Here is a 20,124-nt window from a genome sequence, read left to right as displayed (position 1 = left end):
GATGGCGATGTCTGAATAGCCTGAAAAATCACAGTAGATTTGAAAGCTGTAGAAAATGGTTGCCACCCAGAGACTCGTACCGTTATGATCGCTAATGTTGGCGTAGGCCGGGTCTACGACCATTGCCAGACGTTCGGCAATGACTACCTTTTTAAACAGGCCCCAGGCCATTCGCATGAGTCCTTCCTTGACATTATCCCAATTGTAGGGGAAGTATTCGTGGAACTGCCAGAGTACGTTCTGCGGGCGTTCGATCGGCCCCGCCACCAACTGCGGATAGAACATCACGTATAGAGCATAGATCCCAAAATGGCGTTCGGCTTTCTGATTGCCCCGGTACACTTCAATGGTGTAACTCATGGCCTGGAAGGTGTGAAACGACAGACCAATCGGTAAGATAATGCCCGGTAACAAATCCATCCCAAGCCTTGGAATATGTCGCGTATTACCCAGCAGATGCAAAACGGCTTCCACATTTTCGGCAATAAAATTGAAGTATTTGAAGAAGGCCAAAATACCCACATTCGCCACCAGACTTAGCAAAAGCAATGCTTTTCGGTTGCGGGGATTTTTAGTGTTTTCAATCCAGATACCTGCGATGTAATCAATGACAATCGTTCCAAAAAGAATCAGAATATACTTAGGAACGAAGATGAGATAGAAATAACAACTGGCCAGTAACAGTAATAGCCAGCGTCCACTCCACCGGAGACTGAAATAACTAAGCGTTACGATTCCGAAAAAGAGAAGAAATTGAAGGGAATTAAAAACCATTGGAAGTCGTATAAAAAACGCCCAAAACTAACGGTTTGGATTGAAAATTCATGGAAATAGGAGTATAGACCCCTGGAATTAACGGATTTTGGACGTCAGAATCTGCACCCCTTTTCCGCTGGTTGCATAGATGAACAGCTTCTGATAGGACTCCGCAAACTCAATTGTAACCGGGTAAAGGCTTGGAATGGGGGCCTGAATCATCGGTTCGCCCTGTAAATTGTACAGCATGGTACCCCGCGAATCCGTCACGGATAAAATTTTCGTTTCGGCTCCAAAAGCAAAGTATCTCAACTGACTTTCCGGCGTAATCGGGAAAATATTAAAGAGCGAATTGGCCTGTTTATCTAAAATCGTTACGTTTTGGTTGGTTTGCTGCACGATGAGCCAGTCCTTACCAGTTTCTTCTAATAACATTCTAAAACGGGTCTCACGGGATGGTTTAATCAGCTGTCGGTGCTGAATGATCTTTCCTTCCTGATTCATTTTTAGGATTTCACCAGAAACGCTAACCAGTTGCAGGGAGAAATCTGCGTCGCGATCGGTCGTTTCGACAAAAGCGGGCCCGTCAAAGTTTTGCTTTAGCTGGATGGGAAAATGCGGTAGAGCCTTGCCTTTCGCATTCGTGAGCGTCAGGTGGCCATTGGGTTCGAGCAACACCGCGTACGAATCACCCTGCGTAGTTACCTGAGTAATAGGAGTCAAGGCATGTCGTACGTCGGGAATAGTACCGGAAGGAACGAGGGTAAACGCAGCCTTACTAACGGTATACAGCCGTCCTTCGGCGTCGAGGGCCGAAAACTGGGTACGCCGTTCGGGCGTCTGATCGAAAATGGTCAGCCGATAGTCCAGCAGACGGCTGAAGGGTTTGGAAGCGTACAGTTGATAGCCTTTCGCCGTAGGATTCAGGATGTACAGGCGATCGGCGGTAAAGAGTACGAGCTGATCGCGTCCTTTCCCAAAGTAGTCCATCAACTGAATGGGAGCAACCAATGGACCCGACAGCCGGAATTTCACCGAAGGAGCCGCCCCAATGGCTATGGGAATCAGATCATGATCCTGCGTCTGAACGATCAGGTCGGTCGTACCCGTAATGGCATTCCGGTACACGTATGGCTCTCGCTGTAACGGTCGACCCAGCGGATTCGGAATGAGCTTTTGCAGAAATACTTTTCGCAGCAGACCCGGTTCCGTCGTAATGCGTCCTTTGGTCCAGATGAGGCGATGGTCGATTTTACCCGCCCGAACGCCGGTTTGCCAGGTAAGAAAATTCAGGCGTTTGAGCGGTTCTTCCAGATTGGTAATTGGACCTTTCCACTCATTCTTGAGGCCTTTCAAAACGGAAAACCAGGATTTCCCAGCGTTAAAAACCATGGTGAAAGGTTGTGGCTTCATGAGCCGCAGGACTTCCTGAGCCTGAGCCGAATTCATCCATACGTTCCCCCGCCGGTAATCCATGATGTAGTTTCGGATCACCTGCACATTGCTGCCAAAGACGGCGTATCCATCTACGATCGTGTAGTAGGTGCGAGGAAAGCCCTGAAAAGCACTGCCAAACCAGACCGCCGGGACCTCCGTCAGTAAGAGTTGGCGTACGATGTTTCCGGCCACTAATTCTTCAAAACGGGGTGCTTTTTCTTGTTCACGAATGGCGGCGGCATCTTTCTGAATCCAGCGAATAAAGGCTTTGGGTTGATTCAGCTTTACCAGTAATAAATTGCCGCCTTCGTTGAGTTCATCACTTTCCATGCGGCACAGAACTAGCTCCCGATTAACGTGGTAGTAAATGGAATCGGGTGTAACGGGGTAATTGTCCTGCCAGAGTGATTTCTGGTCCGCCAGTTCGGATTCGTGTTTCCGCTGGTAGCGAATAAAGCGATTGGCCCAGCCAATGGGGTCCGACAGGTTGAGCTTGACCATCGTGGCCGTTCCGTTGGGAATGAAGCGTTGACTGAGCATGCCGCCCGACTGCTGTCCGTCGAAGGTATGCCAGTAGGGATTGGCTTCCGGCAGGGTGGTGGTGGTCTGAACCGATAGCTCTTTCCGTAGTCCATCGACCTGGCATTGAAACGCCGTATTCGTGGGCAGTAGCGACAATAAAGCTCCTCCGGGCGATTGCTGATTCATGAGCCGTCCGGCCAGCAACTTCAAAGCCGGGCCATTCATCCAGAGTTTAGTTTTCGCAGTAACATACTCCGCAGGTACGGGTGGCGAAGTAGCCGGAACATCGAGTAACTTACTGATTTTCATAGCCACGTTTTCCACCAGTAGCGAAGACGGACTCAAAATCAAATAGTTATCGTATTGCATGAACGAAAACCGTTTACGGCTGGCCGCAATGGTAACGTCGGTAATGGCCTGTTTGGCCGTTTGATGGGTAAGACCCCGTACGGCTTTGGAATTGAGCGAATTGAGCTGACTTAAAAAGATCTGATCCTGAGCCTGGTAGGGAATGTAGAGTACGTAATTAACGGTACTACTGGTTTCTACGTGCAGAGCGTACGTAATGGTTTTACCGTGCAGAAAATTTGACAACTGAGCCGTGTCCGTTATCGCCTGCCGTAGAACACTCAGGGCGTCCTGAGCTTCTTCCAGAATCGGTAAATCGGAAAGCTTCATCTGGTACGAACGCAAGGGCTCGGAGGGATTCTGCAGCTCCGTACTCTCGACGGCTAGCAGGTAATCTTCCGGGATGTATGCCCAGGCCGAGCGTTCGTTCGTTGACCAGCGGTAGTACGCCCAGCAACCTAATCCAATAACGATAGCAAGGCCCAGAATCCAGTAAATACGCTTCACTAAGGGTCAATTTTTAGATAAATCGGTGAGCGGGGCATGAGCCACCGTATGTAATACCGAATGTACGGAACAACTTAATAAAATTGCCAGTCGGTTTCCCGACTGGCAGCGAATAAAAGGTTCCTCGTCGAAACTTCAAATAAAAATTGAGCTTACTTACCCCACATGGCGTTAGCGGTGTCGGGGAAGAAGAGCGAGAGTTCGGGTACGTTCATCGCTACTCGGTTGGCCCATTCCACGCCCTGCATCAGGGAGTGATCCTGGTTGGAAACTTCGTACTTCCAGGCACCGAAGCGACCACGGGAGTAGATGTCAAAGGGTTCCAGAGCGGGTAATACGGTTTTCAGAATGCCATCACGTTCAACGCTTGGCGTGGGATAACCGTACTCGAAACGGATATGGAATTTAGAGATGATGTCGTCGGCTGATTCAATCAGTCCATCTTCCAGCAACGCCTGGATGGTTTCAGCCATCAGCGTTTCCTGGTTCACGGGTTTCTTGGGCGACTCACTCACTTCTACCATCAATGACCACTGCGTATGGATGTCGGGTACGTTGTTGGGAGAGTAGTTCGAGAATACCGTAATCCGGTAGTAGGGACTATTGGATTCGGGGAAGTACATCCAGCACTTTGTCGCCAGTTCTGCTTTGGGTTGACCTTTCAGACCAATACCAATCACGTTAGTTGATGAGTGCTTCAGGCCCTGAGCTTTCTCCACAACGGCTGGGTCGAGGCCCTGTACCTTTTTCGTGAACAAATCAACGGGCATGGTATTCAGTAACGTCTGATAACCTACCGTACGACCGTCAGCCAGCGTAATCTGCTTTTGTTCCGCATCAACGCTGGTTACTTCGGCGTTGAGTAGAATGTTTTCGCGACCAACCAGATCACCTACGGCTTCCCAGATTCCCCCGGTACCGCCGTGTTTGGGGAACTGGAAGGTGGCATTGGGGCCCCAGGAATAATCGTCGTTATTGAATAAAATATTTTTGGTAATGCGGTGCAAATCCACAACGGATACGCGTTCGCCTACCCATACGGCGTTCATGTCTTCGGTCGGATAGGCCCAAACCTTGAAGTTATACGGGAACATGAAAACTTCGCCCAAACCTTTACCCTGCGTAGCCAAAATCCATTCGCGGAAGTTTTTAGGCTTACCCTGGAAAGGATTCTTATACAGGTCGATTAGACCGTCCAGACACTTCCACATCGTATCCTGCGAGAGGTATTTGATGTTGTTCTGGAAAGGATAGGGTACGAAACGGTTCTCAATCCAGACCCAGCTTTCGCGTTGGTGTGTCAACCAGCCATCGGCTCCGAGAGCCTTCAGCATCAGGTCGTCAAAATACTTATAGTGAGAAAACTGGACGTGTCCGCCTACGTCCCAGGTAAAGCCTTGTTCATCAACGAAACTGGTGGCCAGCCCTCCAATGTGGTCTTCTTTTTCCAGAACCAGGAAATCGGTGATGCCCAGTTCTTTTAAACGATACGCCGCCCCCAGACCCGTCGGGCCTGACCCAATAATCACATACTGATAATTCATGCCAAATAATTTTCTAAATGAGTCAGAATGGTACAGTTCAACAGTTACTTAGGATTTGATGGCTTTCACTTTTGAGTTGAGCTCCTGGCGGAATTTGAAGAGCTCCTGGAAGCTTTGCCAACACACTTTCAGTAATTTCATTTTTTGAATGGAAACCTCACCGGTTGCCCGTTCCTTGTGCGTAATGGGGATATCAAAGGTTTTGTTACCCGCCTTGCGAGCCATGATAGCCAGGAAGATATTGGGGGCAAACGGCAGTGGCGTCGGAAGCTGAGCGAGCAGCTTCTTCAGCAAACTTCCTTTGATGAGGCGGAAAGGAATATTACTATCGGAGATAAACGTACCGTAAACGGCGTACAGCGAGTACTTCAAAACCCGGGTTACAAAAAGCCGGAACGTTGCATCGTGCCGTACTTGACGGAAGCCCATGATGAACTCAGATTCATTCCGTTTTTCCCAAAGTTTCAGGACATCTTCTGCTACGAACTGATCGTCAGAATCCGTTTGAAACACCCATTCCGAGTTAATTTCAACGGCTTTTCGGTATGCATGAACGACCGCATTTCCGTGACCTCCATTTTTCTGATGGACCACCATCAGCAGGGGGTACTTCGGTGCAATTTGATCTAACTTGGCTCCGGTTGAATCTTTAGAGCCGTCGTTTACAACAATCAGGCGGGTTTCGCCGAGGGGTTGGAAGTATTTTTCAAGGAATGCCGACCAATTTTGAACAACGGTTTCAATGATTTCCTCCTCGTTGTAGGCAGGCATTACAATGGATAGCAGAACAGACATGAAATAACTATTGGTTGGGGACTAAAGGCAACATGATATAGGTTGATGCCGCAAAGGTAGTGCAATATTTCGATGAATGAGTTTATACTCACGAGCTTCGTTGCTTTCAGTCGAAATAAGATCAAACGGTATTAAGCCATGTCCCGGGTTTATACGATATAACTTTAAGATGAGCACTTTGTTTTTAAGGCTCTGGATTAAAAGTGCCTTGTTTGAACGAACATAACAATTCCTTAATTCACTTCCTTACCAGTTTTGCGGCAAAGTTGGGGCTTCTGGCCGTGGTTCAATAGTAATGGATCGCCCCGTCTGGTAAAAGCGGGGAGAACCCGTATCGGTCTGCCGAACCACGAAAACTAGATATAACCCTGGCTCGTACTCCGCGTGAGAAACGGCAGTCTGTGAAACCGGCTGAACGTATTGCTCACCGGTCGGAGAGGCAAAGGGTTGAGTGATCGTCGTAAAACCAAAGGGTACGAGATACGATTTTTTCAGACTACGCAGTAGGTAATACGAATCAAGGAAATCCTTTCCAGTCGGCACTCCTTCACTCGTCAGCAGGGTATACGCTGCCGACGGTTGTAGAGAGATCGGGTAGGGTTTCCAGCGGGAGAACTCACCTTTAATCATGTCGTCCGCGTACGCATCATACCAGGCCGGAGCCGGGTCATTGATCAGGGGCTCTTTTACCGGTACCCGCGGGTACGTCCAGTTGAACTGCATACTCAGCAACTGGTTACGCAGGCGAAGCGTATCGTCATAAAAGTACGAATAGCAACCGAGCAGAATGGCTACGCCCAGTACACTTGCTGTAATCCCAATTGCTTTTCGCACGGTAGTCGAGACCTGCATCAGTAGCCAGGTGTATACCAGCATCGCCAGCAGAATCGTGTAGATTTTGTATCGGCTGGTCATGAACGTTGCTTCGTCAAACCCCATTCGTCCAATCGCTACCATCACTGTCGTGCCGCCAACGAAGGCCAGCATACCCAGTAAAAAGGTATCCAGCGAAGTCAGCTTCGAACGCCAGGCCTTCCAGCCCAGTTGCGTGGTCATGCCCAAAGCAGCCAGGACCAGCAGGGCTCCGGTCGCCAGTACCACCAGTGTCGACTTGCGGGGCCACAAGGGTTCCGTAACGGATCCGGAAAACAGCAAGACGGACCGAATGAAGGTCAGTACTTTATTAGTAACCGGCTGTGTAGGCTGCTCGGTTTTGTTGTAATACAGGAAATATAAAATCCAGAAAAGAACGCCCACACCCGTCCAAAGCCAGGCTTTTTTTCGGGAAGAGCGAAGAACTAATAGTACTGCCCCAATGGGCCAGAGTAACAGGCCGTTGGTACTAGTAATTCCCGCCAGTATTCCCCAGCCTATGGCCCAGCCCAGCGTACGGTGATAAGACAGGGCGTACAGTCCGCACGCGACCCAGGCAACGACGCTAAAATTCTGCAAAGCGGCCATGCCCCAGTACATGTTTTCCCACTGCGAAAGATTGAACAGCAGAAAAGGTAGCGGCAAGAGATAAGCCAGCGAGCGATACGGTTGCAGGGCTTTCCCCCAAACTACCAGCAAAAGCAGCAGCGAGGCATTGCCCACACACATCAGGTGCACGAAGTTGAGTTTGCCCGTTAACGTGTAATCCAGGAAGGAAATGATTCGATCATACACGATCCGGTGCTCATTGTGCTGTCGCCAGAACGCCTGAAATACCTGCCCCAGGGTTTCTGCCGACTCAACCCGTTCGATGAACGCCCGTAAGCCGTGATCATCCCACTTGGGAATATTAAGTGCGTAGGTATGAAGCAGGCTGAAGTACCAGAAAATGGGTACCAGACCGACCAGCAGAGCCAGAAAAGCGATACTTTTTTTAAGGGACATTCCGAAAATCAAAGCCCGTGAGGGGCCGCTTCAATTACAGGGTTAAGGCTTGAAGAATAGAGTTGGGGTCGAGGTGAGAACGTTGCTGGTGATACGCCTGATCGCCGTATAACCCACCCGGATAGCCCTCGGCCCGCAGACTTTTGAATGATTTCAGCGAAAGCCCGCGTTCGAGTATCTGTACCGATAATTGCTGAGCCAATCCACCAATGCTTACGTGTTCTTCAGCTACTAATACATGACCAGCAGATTCGAGTAAGTTTGCTACTTCATCCGTGAGCTGTAAGGGCAGAGTAAGAGCCGTAAGTACATTCCATGGCTGACCCGATTGTTCCAAAGCCGTCAGTACATTCTGAGCAACTGGTCCCAGGGCTACTACTGTACCCTGAGCATCGGGGTAGGTACGCAGAATGCGGAAGGAACCCGATTCACGTTCAAACGAAGGCGTATTTTTTCCGTAGCCCAGTCGAAGATAAGCCGGACGAGCTTCCCGTACCATGCTTTCGATGCTGAGTTCCACTTCGTCGGCAAAGGCGGGTACCCAGCACTTAACATTTTGTAGCGGACTCAGAGCCGCCATATCTTCAATGGCGTGGTGCGAACTCCCCATGATCCCATAGCCGTAGCCACCGCCATTTCCCACTAGAAAAACGGGCAGGTTGTGCAGACAAACATCATTGCGGAACTGCTCCAGACAGCGATAGACAATGAACGGAGCAATGGAATAACAAAAGACTTTGTAACCCCGGTAGGCCAATCCGGCGGCCATACCGACCATATTCTGTTCGGCCACACCGGCATTGATGAAGCGGGGTCCCAGGGTTTTTTGTACATTTTCGAGAGCGTTATAACCTAAATCACCCGTAATGAATACGAGTTTCTCATCCGCCGCTCCCAGTTTTTCAATGGCTTCACTAAATTCTTTTCTCATGAGGAATTAGTTGTCAGTTTTCGGTTTACCGTTTTCAGTTGAAAGCACTGTTCAATTGAAAACGGTAAATCGAAAACAGTAAACTACATTACTTTTTCTGTTGCGTAACCAGCGTTTTTATTTCTTCGGACGTCTGGTATTTCTTGCCACCTTTACGGACAACCGTTCGGATGAACTTGGGTCGCTTTTTCGTTTCTTCAAAAATCTTACTGATGTACTCGCCCAGGAACGACAGCCCCATCAGAGTTAAACCGCCGAACAGCGTAATCAGGATAATTACCGTAGTAAAGCCCTGTGGGGTGTCCGGTGCAAAAAAGTACTTGGCTAGAATCTGATAGAAAATGCCCAGTACGGAAAGTCCCGTGAGGGTAAAACCCGCGTAGCTCATCAGTTCCAGCGGTACGAAACTGAATGAGAAAATGGCCTTTTTCGCCCAGCCAATGTTTTTCCGCCAGTTGTTGGTCGATACGCCAAACATACGCTCGGGCCGCACGTAGGGAACGCCCGTTTGTTTGAAGCCCACCCAGGCCCGTAATCCCCGCAGGAATTGCTCGGTTTCGGGGAGAGCGACCAGTTCTTTGACCACTTTCCGATCAATCATGGAGAAATCACCGGCATCGCGGGGGATGGGGATGTAACTCAGACTTTGGAATATGCGGTAAAAGAGTTTGTAAAACACGTGCATGTGCGGTTTCATTTCCCGCTGTACCCGCGTTCCGTAGACCACTTCGAAGCCTTCCTGCCACTTTTCGTAGAAGTCGGGAATAATCTCCGGTGGATCCTGTAGATCCCCATCCATGAGCACGACGGCATCGCCCGTTGAGATTTCCATCCCACTCAGGAACGCCGACTGACTGCCAAAATTCCGCGAGTGTGTGATGCCAATCACGTTAGGATCTTTGGCACACAACTCTTCCAGCACTTGTTCCGTATTATCGGGCGAACGGTCGTTGACGAAAATGATTTCATACCGCACCTTCATGGCGTTGAACGTCTTGACGAGGCGTTCATACATGTAAGGCATGGCCTGGGCATCCTTGTAGCAGGCAATAATGGCCGAAATCACCGGATTCAGATACGGATTCTGGAAGGCCGGAATGATACGTTCCTCGTACCGATGTCGCTCCTGCCAATCGTAGGTACGTCGCAGACCCTGAGCCAGCGTATACTGAGCTTCCCAGTTCAGATCCCGGCGGGCGGCTGAAGGATCGCCGTACCACTCGGCCAAATCCCATTTGCGGTTTTGCATGGTGCCGTACACCGCTTCCTGGCTAATGCCGAAGTGTTCCTGTACCGTTTTCACCAGATCGGCGATGGTGGTTTTTACCCCCGATGCAATGTTATAGGAATTACCGCCAATGACGTTGAAGTCGGCCAGAGCAGCTTTCACGAAGGCTGCAATACAGTCATCCACGTACACAAAATCGCGGGAAATTTCGGGGGATACCAGCGGAGGCAGTTGCCCTTTTCGAACGTTCTCTACCAGACGCGGAATCAGCCGGTCAGGTTCTTCCCAATCGCCGTAAATGGAATACAGTCGTAAGTTGACCGCTTTTTTCCGTTGTACCTGGTGGTAAAACTGAATCAGATACGCCGAAGAAACCTTCGATACCGCATAATGACTGTTCGGTTCAACCGGATCCGTTTCGGCGGGAGCCGTACAGTTAAAGCCGTATTCGGAACTGCTGCCCGCGTGCACATACACGGTTTCCGGCGTACAGTTTTCCAGAATATTTACCGTACCTATGACGTTGGTTTCGTAGGTAAGGATGATGTTCTGCTGCTTGGAGTAGGCCCCATACGCTGCCAAATTGAAGACGGTTTTGGGTTGCAGTTCATCAAAAACTCCCTTTACGGACGTGGGCGAAACAATGTCACAGTGAATGACATTCTCCGCTGGTACGTCAAGTAACTTCAGTCGCCAGGCTTTGCGGGCGTCGTGGGTAAGGGTATACACGTCCTTGCGAACGGCAAAAATCTTTTCAAACAGGGCAGCTCCGATAAACCCACTGGCTCCATACACGAAGATGGGCCCTCGCAACTGCAAAATATCGTCACGTAATAATTCGGTCATTAGATAGGGTAGTTTACAATTTTCAGTTTTCAGTTTTCAGGAAGAAACCCAACTGAACACTGCAAACCGACAACAGTAAACTAAAGATCGTGTTCTACAGATAGTTGATACGCTTCGATGACGTCTTTCTGGGCCTGGGCGTACAGGTCCGCGGACATGGGGAGGTAGTGCCATTCCATGCGGTTTTCCATGTACGAGATGCCCTTGCCTTTGATGGTATTGGCGACGACTACTTTCGGCTTGCCGTTGCGTTGGGTGCGTAGCTGTTCAATCGTTTGAATGATGCCCGCAATATCATGACCATCGATCTCAACGACGTCGGCTCCCAACACTTCGTATTTGCGAGGGTCCGCCGAATCACCTAGAATATCCTGGGTGTGGCCAAATCCCTGCAAACGATTCCGGTCGATTAATACTACTAACTGATCGAGCTGATTGTTTACAGCAAAGTGTAAAGCTTCCCAAGTTGTCCCTTCATTAGTTTCCCCGTCCGACATCAAAACGAACGTCAGAGCGTCCTCACCGCTCAGCTGATTGGCTTTCGCAATGCCCGTAGCAATGGGCAAACCGTGACCTAAGGAGCCGGTGGCAAAGGGAATGCCCGTATGTTTATTGGGAGCGGGGTGAGCCGGAAGCGTTGTGTCGTTTTTGTAGAACGTCTGGAGGGTGTCGTCCGAAATTTCACCGAGATGATTCAGGCACGTATACAAAGCCGCTGCGGCGTGTCCTTTGGACAGGATAAAGACTTCCGAATCCCGCTTTTGTTTGACGAGCGATCCGATCATCAAATCCAGGCAGCTCATCGAACAGCCAATATGACCTGCATTGGCCATTTTGTAGAGTTCGAGCGTCTTCAGTCGCAGTTCCCCGGCTAATTGTTTCAATTCAGTTTCCAACATGGAAAGTAAGGCTGGCAGTTGAAAATGGTTAATGGTAGTCAGGCCCGTAGAGGGCTTATGCTGAGGTCGGTACCGTAAGGCTTTTCGTGCAAAGAAACCTTAGTACCGATATTTAGAACGTTCAAAATCGAAAATCAGACGTTTTTGACCCGTTGATTTTTGCCAAAGATACAACTTATCCTGCTCAAGGGAGTCAATTCGTTGCCAATACGAGGCATCTTTCGGTAAGTAGACATTGGTCAGCTGAGCGTCCAGAATCGAGATTTTAATGCTCGCTGTGTACTCATCCGCTGATCCATACACATCCTTCACACCGCTGGGGTACAGAATGGTATCGCCGGGAGCGTACAGCTTTTTGATCTCCTGAGCCGCCGCCCAGTACGGATTCGCAATCCGGGCTTCCGAACGGTACGTGTACTTGGGTGATCGGTCTTCGTAAATTTCCTGTAAAACCTGAACCAGCCAACCTATCTGAGCGACGCAGGCTATACCGACGACCATTTTACTCCAGAGCGGGAGGCGTCTACTTTCACGTAAGGCAATGGCAATCAGAATCAACGCATACGGAAAGGAGAATCCACCGTAGCGTTGCGTAATACCAAAGGTGTGTCCGTTTTTCAGGGACATTACTACTAGAAAAGCGGTCGGTAAAAAGGTAAGCAGCACGAAAAAGACGAGTAAGGGTCGTTCGGCCACCGCCCGGTTTTTGAACGCGTATACCAGCAGTACTCCCGCCAAAATCATCGAACTCTGGAAAGCCAGGAAGGCAAACGGCTGAGTCGTGTATAAAAACAGGGATGCGAAGGTTAATACAATCGCAATCAGCGACCAGCGAAACTGTTGTTTGCGTTGGTACTGCCAAATGGCAAACAGGGAGAGTACCGTGGTAATGGACAGGATAATCAGATTCCGTTTGCCACTCAGACGGCTAGCCAGTCCGTTGCTCACCCAAAACTGATCAGCTAATACCGGAGCCAGTTTCTTCCAGATATTCGGAAGAGTAGCTTGGGTGATCATGCCATCCGTCTGCGTATCCGCAATTTTTTTGTAGAGTTCTCCCTGATATTTCAGCGTGTGTAGCGTGTATTCGCCGCCTTTGCCGGGCGACATCCACCAGACCATGCCTAGTACCGGGAAAATCAAAGAAAGAGCTAAGCCAATCCAGATTCGCACGTTCCGGACGTAGAGCAATACGTACAAGCCGTGAATACCAATCACAACGATGCCCAGGAAGTGACAGAACCACACCAGCCAGGCCAGCAGTCCGTACCAGAGGAATTTGGTCCAGTGCACGGGTATCGGAGAGCGAACAATATCCAGAAAAACGTCCGTGGCTAGCAGCGTAAAAAAGAACGTCATCGAATAGTTACGGGCCTGATGACTGTAAGCGACGAAAAACGGCTCGATAGCCATTAATAAAGCCACAAACAGAGCCATTCGATCACTTTTCAGGTGTTTTTGCGTGAAACGGAAGACCAAAGCCACCGTCAGAACGCTGAAAATGACCGAAAGCATTCGGACCGCAAAGTCACTCATGCCAAACAAAGCCACCCAGGCGTGAAAGAGCACGTAGTACGCCGGAGAATTCCCAATATCACTCCGGTTGATGGCTTCGTAATAATCAGCCATGTGCTTGGGCCGCCAGAAATCCTTGGGTGTGAAATATTTCTGGTGTAATTCGGGTTGATTGGCACCCTCCAATGGTACGCCCTGCGAAACCAGCAGGGTTGATTTTTCGTCGAAAAACAGACTGTAATCGCCGAGCGTATACAGTCGTAAACCGACCGCAAGAATAAGAATTCCAGAGAGAAGAAGGTAGATAGTGGGTCTTGACATGGCACCATGTATTCAGTCCGGTTAGACCGAATCAGCCGCGAAAATGATTAAAAACCCACAGTCCTGCAAATCAAGAATAGATTTGAAAGCAAGCTCATCCCCCGGTACTTTGTCCTAAAACGGGGTGTAAAATGGTTCAGCGAAAGCTTATTTCCGTAAAATCGTGAATTCTACCCGGCGATTTTTTCGTCGGTTTTCCTCGCTGTAATTGTTCGTAATCGGGCGACTCGACCCATATCCTTTACAGATAATCCGGTCTTCTGCAATGCCTTTAAAGACCAAAAAGCTCTTGATATGCTCCACGCGTTGCTGGGATAAAACCAGATTGGCGTTGAAATCACCCTGGTTGTCGGTGTGCCCTTCCATCATAATTTGCATGTTGGGATTTTCCGTCATCACCTGAACGAGTCGGCGTAATTCCGCAAAGGAAGCCGAATCTACTTCGGGTTGACTTTGCTCGAAATAGACCGTATTCATGACGATTCGGGTGCCTTTTTCCATGGGAACCAGAAGCAGGTTCTTACGAATTTCCCGGTACCGTTTTTCATTCCGTAGATCCAGCTCTTCACTCTGGGCGTAAAAGCCCTGTTTCGACGAGTTCAGACCGTACAGTTTTTTGAGCGGAAGAATTAATTTATACTCCCCGGTTTCGGGATTAAATTCCGTTTGAATACTGTCTTTTTTGCCTTCCAGCACCTGAGCTATCACGTCGGCCGTCATCGGTTTGAGAGTATAGGCATGGAGCACCGTACCCGAAACAATGACCACGGGTTCGGGTTTGATGGCTTCATTGATCCGAATCCGAAAAATATCTTCGCCACCGAGGGAATTCTGGTCCGAACACAGGTACGCGTAATCACCCGAGGCAGGTACTGTAAAGTAACCATCCCAACCCGGCGTATTAATGTCCGGTCCCAGGTTTTCCGGCTCCGACCAGCGTTGCCAGCTATCGTCGAGGCGACGGCTTACAAAAATGTCCTGATCGCCGTAGCCCGCCCAGCCTCGGGTACTGAAATAGATGGTCTTCCCATCCGCCGCCAAAAAGGGCGATCCTTCTTCTTCGGCGGTATTGATGTCCGGACCCAGGTTGCGGGGTGGGGACCACTGCCCGTTTTTTTGCAGGAACGAAATGTACAAATCCCGGCTGCCCCGCGAATCACTGCGGTGAATGGCCATGAGCATCGTCCGCTTGTCGGGCGAAAGCGAATATTCGGTGAAGTAGCCATTTTCATCCCGTACTAAATCCAGCTTTTCAATAATAACGGGTTTAGGAAACGACCAGCCCGCCTTGCCTTTGTAGGAAGAGGAAATCCCGAACTGCATTTCGCCATTGGGCATATACTGGTTAAGCAGCAGGGCCGTACGGGAATCCGCGGAAATGGAGCAAATCGCGTTGTGATCTTTGTTGTTGAGCGGAGCCCCGATGTTCTGAGCCGGTTGCCAGACGCCGTTCAGGTTTTGAGAAAACCAGATATCCTGCCGTTTCATCGCCGGGGCTCCCGGAAAATCAGACATGGGTTCGCCCATATTGTCAGGGTGATTCCAACGCGTAAAAAAGAGCGTTTTGCCGTCCGGAGCAATGATGGGATTCAGTTCTTTGGCCGCCGAGTTAATGGCCGGCCCCAGATTTTCCTTGACCAGTTTCTGCGGAGAACGGCTGGCGGCTAGTTTGATAACGGGTTGGTACGTTTCCGCACCCAACGAAATACCGATGGCATCAATCTGGTTCATGCCGGGTCGGCGGGCGGTGTTTAGCACCACGCGTATGGCGGAGACCCGGTAGGGGGTGAGAGCGGGAAGCTTGATCGACCATATCTTTCCTTCGGTCGCTGGTACGGCTTCCGAATTAGAAAAAATTAATTTTTCAGCCCCTTTTTCGTCGCTGGCCCAAACCTGATGTACACAGCCCGCTCCGAAGTTTTCAACCACAATCACTTGCCGGATGCGAGTGAGCGTATCAAAAGCTACTTTGACAAATTCCTCGCCCGAATCGGGCTGAGCGGGTTGCCAGGCAGCCTTGCTAGAGCCTGCGTAAGGACCCGTATTGGGTTTGCCCAACACCTGTATTGCACGGTACGCCGGATCATTACTGGCTGTTTCTGAAGAAACCTGTAGAACTTTCGAAGCCCAGTAGATACGTTGAGCCTGAAGGCTAAATCCCCAAAAAAATAAAACTACTACTAGCCCAATCGCTCGTTTCATGAATCAAAGACGGTGATAAAAGGAGTAACCCTTCTGCAGAAATTAGGTGGTGGTACGCAGAAAATGGTTGCTCCGGTACTTCTTAACGCAAAAGCTCAGACCTCTTATCTCTGTTCTTTCGATTTTAGTCGAAAATTAGAAGAAAACCAAAGTGAACGCCCGTACCAACATCTATTTTTGTCTGGAAGCGGGAAATAAACTTTGTTTTTTTTCGGTACAGCTCTGGCTGTTGCAGTGAAAAGATGGGCCGAATGCCCCCTTTCAAGTTTCAAATAAAATCAAATAACCCCTTATGAGAAAACGCTTCATCAGCACACTTGGGCTTGGCCTGCTGCTGGGAGGCCGTTTGTGGGCCCAGTCTGGCTATACCGACCAGGCGGCTTTAACTAAACGCCTTCAGCAACTTAACGCCCAGTACAAGAACCTAACTTCCCTACAATCCATCGGCAAAACATCTACTGGAAAAGACCTCTGGGTACTCAGCGTCGGTCAGGGTGATCGCGGCAAAAAGCCTGCGATCGTGATTGTCGCTAACTTGGAAGGCTGGCACCTGGCCGGTACTGAATTAACTCTGCAAACGGCAGAAAAATTATTGAGCGGAGCATCTTCCGACAGCGTAGCCCGATTGCTTACGAGCAAAACCTTCTACTTTCTACCTAACCTGAACCCCGATGCGGCGGCTCAGTACTTCGCTAAACTGAAATATGAGCGTTCGTCTACGGCCCGTCCGGTGGATGAAGATCGAGACGGTCGCGTGGATGAAGACGGTCCGGAGGATCTAAACGGCGATGGACTCATTACTCAAATCCGAATCGAAGATCCGACGGGAACCTACCGCGTAGCCAAAGGGGACCCTCGCGTACTGGTAAAAGCAGACGCTTCCAAGGGCGAACAGGGTCAGTACCTAGTATATACCGAAGGCATTGATAATGACAAAGACGGGGCATTCAACGAGGACGGACTCGGTGGAATTCACCTCAATAAAAACTTTACCTTCGAATACGAGCCCTTCAAACCCGGCTCGGGTGATTACCCCGTATCGGAACTGGAAAACCGGGCTTTGATCGACTGGTTGTACGAGAACAAAAACGTGTACGCTATTCTGACATTTGGTCCTTCCAACAACCTGACCGAAGCTTACAAGTTTGATCCGATGAAAGCCAATCAGCGAGTCGTAAAAGGCTGGCAGGCGAAAGATGTGGCCGTCAATGAATACGTGAGCAAGCTGTACACGGCGACAGGACTGAAAGACGCTCCGAGCTTACCGTCCACGAAAGGCGATTTTCCTTCCTGGGCGTATTATCACTTCGGGAAGCTGAGTTTCTCGACGCCCGGCTGGTGGATGCCCAAGGATACTGCTCGGGCGGGCAGTCCTCGTCCGGCCGGAGCTACGCCAGCACCCGGAGGACGGCCCGGTATGGCAGCAGGCCGTGGAGCCGCTGCGAGTCCGGTCCTGGGTTCGGAAGAAGACGTAGAGCTCCTGAAATGGGCGAAAGCCAATAACATCGAAGCGTTTGTAGAATGGAAGGAAATCAAACACCCCGATTTTCCCGGTAAGAAAGTGGAAGTGGGCGGATTGGTACCCTTCGTCAAATGGAATCCACCCGTGGCTATGTTGACGCCAGCGGCCGAGAAACACGCCAGTTTTCTCTTGAGCATAGCCAAAGCCATGCCCGAAGTGGAAATCGTGAATGTACAGACGGAAACATTGTCGTCGGGTCTGAACCGCATTACGGTGGATGTGCACAATAAGGGCTTACTGCCGACGCACTCTGAGCTGGGTAACCGCGTGAAGTACGAAGATCGTCTGAAGATCGTGGCGACGCCCGCCAAAAATCAGAAGCTGGTATCGGGTCGGACGCATCAGCTGGTTCGCACCGCAATTGCCGGTAATGGCGTCGAGCAACTGACCTGGCTGGTATCGGGTACGGGAACGTTCACCATTGAAGCTTCATCGGCACCAGCAGGTTCATCCAAAGTTACTGTTAATCTGAAATAAGGAGGGGCGTTTGCGGTGGTTTGACTAGCGTTTGAGAAGGTTTAAGTTGGTTTGAGAAGCTTTCAGAAAGTTTGAAAAAGGTGTGAGGTGGTTTGAAAGGGTTTGATAATGTTTAAAAAGGTAGGATGAAGTAAAAGGAAGTGTGGTATGATCTACGCTTGAATGAACCTCCAAATTTGAAAATCCTATCAAACCTCAAACCCATGTAAACCAAGAAACGCACGCAAACTTTAAACCTCTTCAGACCTGAAACGTACTCAAACTTGAAACGCACTCAAACCTCAAATCCAGACAAGCACTTCTCCATTCATACGCTATTTCCATGAAGAAAATTTTAACCCTTTCGCTGCTGCTGTCGGGCGTATCGGTGCTGGCTCAGCAGAAAGATCCCATCGGTATTCGGGCTATCGGTACGCCGCCGAATCCGAAAGTACAGGTTTCCTGGAACCGGTACTACGATTACAAAGGTCTCGTTGACATCATGCAACGCATGGTCAAGGCATACCCGAATCTGGCGAAACTCGAAACCATCGGTAAATCGCAGCAGGGCCGCGACCTGTATGTATTAACGATAACGGATCTGAAGTCCGGCAAAAGTGATACGCAGAAACCTGCCTTCTGGACGGATGCCAACATTCACTCGAATGAATTACAGGGCTCTGAAATGGCCCTGTACGCGGCCTGGTACCTAACCGAAAACCACGCCAACAATCAGTTTATCAAGGAATTGTTGCGGGATAAAACCTTTTATTTCGCTCCGACGATCAATCCTGATGCACGCGAGGATTTTATCTACAACCCCAACACGGCTAACACGCCCCGCTCGGGTATGACGCCGATTGACGATGACGGCGATGGACTAGTCGACGAGGATAATTTCGATGACCTCGACGGCGATGGTGAGATTACGATGATGCGTCGAAAGTCTCCCTACGGCCGTTTGAAAGTAAATCCCGAAGATCCCCGGATGCTTATTCCGGCAAAACCTGACGAAGCCGGTGAGTACGAAATGCTCGGTATCGAAGGCCTCGATAACGATGGTGATGGCCTTGTCAACGAAGACCGCCCCGGTAGCTATGATCCGAACCGCGACTGGGCCTGGAATTGGCAGCCCGATTACATTCAGGGCGGAGCTTATAAATATCCGTTCAGTCTACCCGAGTCGCGAGTCATTATGGAATGGGTCATGAAGCACCCCAACATTGCCGGGGCTCAGAGTTACCACAACTATAGCGGGATGTTTTTACGCGGTCCCGGAGCGGCGGAAGACGACGTGCATTACGATCCGGCTGACGTACAGGTGTACGACTACCTGGGCAAAACGGGCGAGAAAATGATCCCAACCTATCAGTACGGAGCCATTCACAAGATTCTGTATACGGTATACGGGGGTGAAATCGATTGGTTTGCTCTGGGTCGCGGGATTTTTATGTTCTCGAATGAATTGTGGACGTCCTATCTGTACTTCAACAAGAAAGGCGAAGCCAACGAACTTCGAAACGCCCCCAATACAGAGCCGTACGATTTTGATCGGCTATTGCTACACGGCGATGCCTTTGTGGACTGGAAGCCGTTCAAGCACCCGCAGTACGGCGATATTGAAATTGGTGGATTCAAGAAAAATTACATTCGGAATCACCCCGGCTTTATCCTCGAAACGGACGGCCACCGCAACGCAGCCTTCACGATTTTCCACGCCAACCAGATGCCTAAAATCGAGGTGAAGGAAGTCGCGAAGAAAGAGCTGGGCAATGGTCTGACGGAAATTACAGCCACGATTACCAATAGCCGGATTATTCCTACACACTCGTCGTTTGATGTGAAAAACAAAATCAACCTGCCTGATTACATCACTCTCAAAGAGGCTCAGGTGGTCAGTGGTCTGCAAATGACGAATCCGGATGGAAGTGGGTACGGATACGGCTCTACCCCGGCTTTTGAAAGCTACAAAGAGCAGAAACTTAACCCACAAACGCTGGAGGTCGCCAACATTCCGGGAATGGGTTACGTTCGCCTTCGCTGGATTGTGAAAGGAAACCCGGCCAACTGGAATATCGAAGTCAACAGCCAAAAAGGCGGGCTGACCACGGCTACGGGTAGTTTTGCGAAGAAGTAGTCGGGCGGGTTTGACGTTTGAAAAGGTTTGAAGTTTCAGGTTTAAATTTCCGATTCATAAGGACTGAACCTTTCCATACTCGAACTTCAAACGCATCAAACCTTACTTCAACCTGATCCTTTAAAAAGACGCTGTTCCTTCGGGAATAGCGTCTTTTTTCTGTTGGTTTCTTGGGGATATGGTTTGACGTTGATTGGGTTTAAAGTTTACCCCGCATTGCATACGGGGCTAATTGTATTGAACCCCTTCGGGGTTAGCTGGCTTCAACCCCGAAGGAGTT

The 20,124-nt window shown here is 49.8% G+C and carries 12 protein-coding genes; 2 read left to right on the top strand and 10 right to left on the bottom strand.

The annotated features are described in order from the left end of the window. The 10 genes from ACOJTG_RS00530 to ACOJTG_RS00485 form a co-directional block, all read right to left on the bottom strand. Positions 1-774 (bottom strand): MBOAT family O-acyltransferase (locus ACOJTG_RS00530; protein WP_420152005.1); only part of this gene is annotated, 774 nt, incomplete at its 3' end. Between the two features lie 78 nt (positions 775-852). Continuing rightward, a complete protein-coding gene (locus ACOJTG_RS00525) occupies positions 853-3,570 on the bottom strand; it encodes a hypothetical protein (protein ID WP_420152004.1) in 2,718 nt (905 codons plus the stop codon). Between the two features lie 152 nt (positions 3,571-3,722). Then, positions 3,723-5,114, bottom strand: coding sequence for a protoporphyrinogen/coproporphyrinogen oxidase (locus ACOJTG_RS00520; RefSeq protein ID WP_420152003.1), 1,392 nt, complete (start codon positions 5,112-5,114; stop codon positions 3,723-3,725). Between the two features lie 48 nt (positions 5,115-5,162). Continuing rightward, the gene (locus ACOJTG_RS00515; RefSeq protein WP_094808924.1) at positions 5,163-5,909 is read right to left on the bottom strand and encodes a glycosyltransferase family 2 protein; all 747 of its coding nucleotides are present in this window, start codon (positions 5,907-5,909) and stop codon (positions 5,163-5,165) included. 246 nt (positions 5,910-6,155) lie between these two features. Further along, entirely contained in the window at positions 6,156-7,787 is a 1,632-nt protein-coding gene (locus ACOJTG_RS00510; protein WP_420152002.1) for a hypothetical protein, read from the bottom strand. 34 nt (positions 7,788-7,821) lie between these two features. Next, positions 7,822-8,718 (bottom strand): transketolase family protein, encoded by an 897-nt coding sequence (locus ACOJTG_RS00505; protein WP_420152001.1) that lies wholly within the window; start codon positions 8,716-8,718, stop codon positions 7,822-7,824. A gap of 88 nt (positions 8,719-8,806) precedes the next feature. Further along, entirely contained in the window at positions 8,807-10,792 is a 1,986-nt protein-coding gene (locus ACOJTG_RS00500; protein WP_420152000.1) for a GDP-mannose 4,6-dehydratase, read from the bottom strand. Positions 10,793-10,872: 80 nt separating this feature from the next. Then, on the bottom strand, positions 10,873-11,691 hold the full coding sequence (locus tag ACOJTG_RS00495) for a transketolase (protein WP_420151999.1): 819 nt from the start codon (positions 11,689-11,691) through the stop codon (positions 10,873-10,875). A gap of 99 nt (positions 11,692-11,790) precedes the next feature. Continuing rightward, a complete protein-coding gene (locus ACOJTG_RS00490; protein ID WP_420151998.1) occupies positions 11,791-13,527 on the bottom strand; it encodes a glycosyltransferase family 39 protein in 1,737 nt (578 codons plus the stop codon). A gap of 147 nt (positions 13,528-13,674) precedes the next feature. Further along, complete coding sequence (locus ACOJTG_RS00485; protein WP_420151997.1) at positions 13,675-15,729, bottom strand: OmpA family protein; 2,055 nt, start codon at positions 15,727-15,729, stop codon at positions 13,675-13,677. Positions 15,730-16,021: 292 nt separating this feature from the next. Between ACOJTG_RS00485 and ACOJTG_RS00480 the strand changes: the two genes are divergently transcribed. Both ACOJTG_RS00480 and ACOJTG_RS00475 read left to right on the top strand, forming a co-directional pair. After that, positions 16,022-17,728, top strand: a complete 1,707-nt coding sequence (locus ACOJTG_RS00480) for a M14 family metallopeptidase (RefSeq protein ID WP_420151996.1) — start codon at positions 16,022-16,024, stop codon at positions 17,726-17,728. A 322-nt stretch (positions 17,729-18,050) separates the two neighbouring features. After that, on the top strand, positions 18,051-19,844 hold the full coding sequence (locus ACOJTG_RS00475; RefSeq protein WP_420151995.1) for a M14 family metallopeptidase: 1,794 nt from the start codon (positions 18,051-18,053) through the stop codon (positions 19,842-19,844). The last annotated feature ends 280 nt before the right edge of the window (positions 19,845-20,124 follow it).

The organism is Siphonobacter sp. (assembly GCF_048595215.1).
In the GTDB taxonomy this organism is placed as follows: Bacteria; Bacteroidota; Bacteroidia; order Cytophagales; family Spirosomataceae; genus Siphonobacter.
This window is presented reverse-complemented; position numbering and strand designations above follow the sequence as displayed.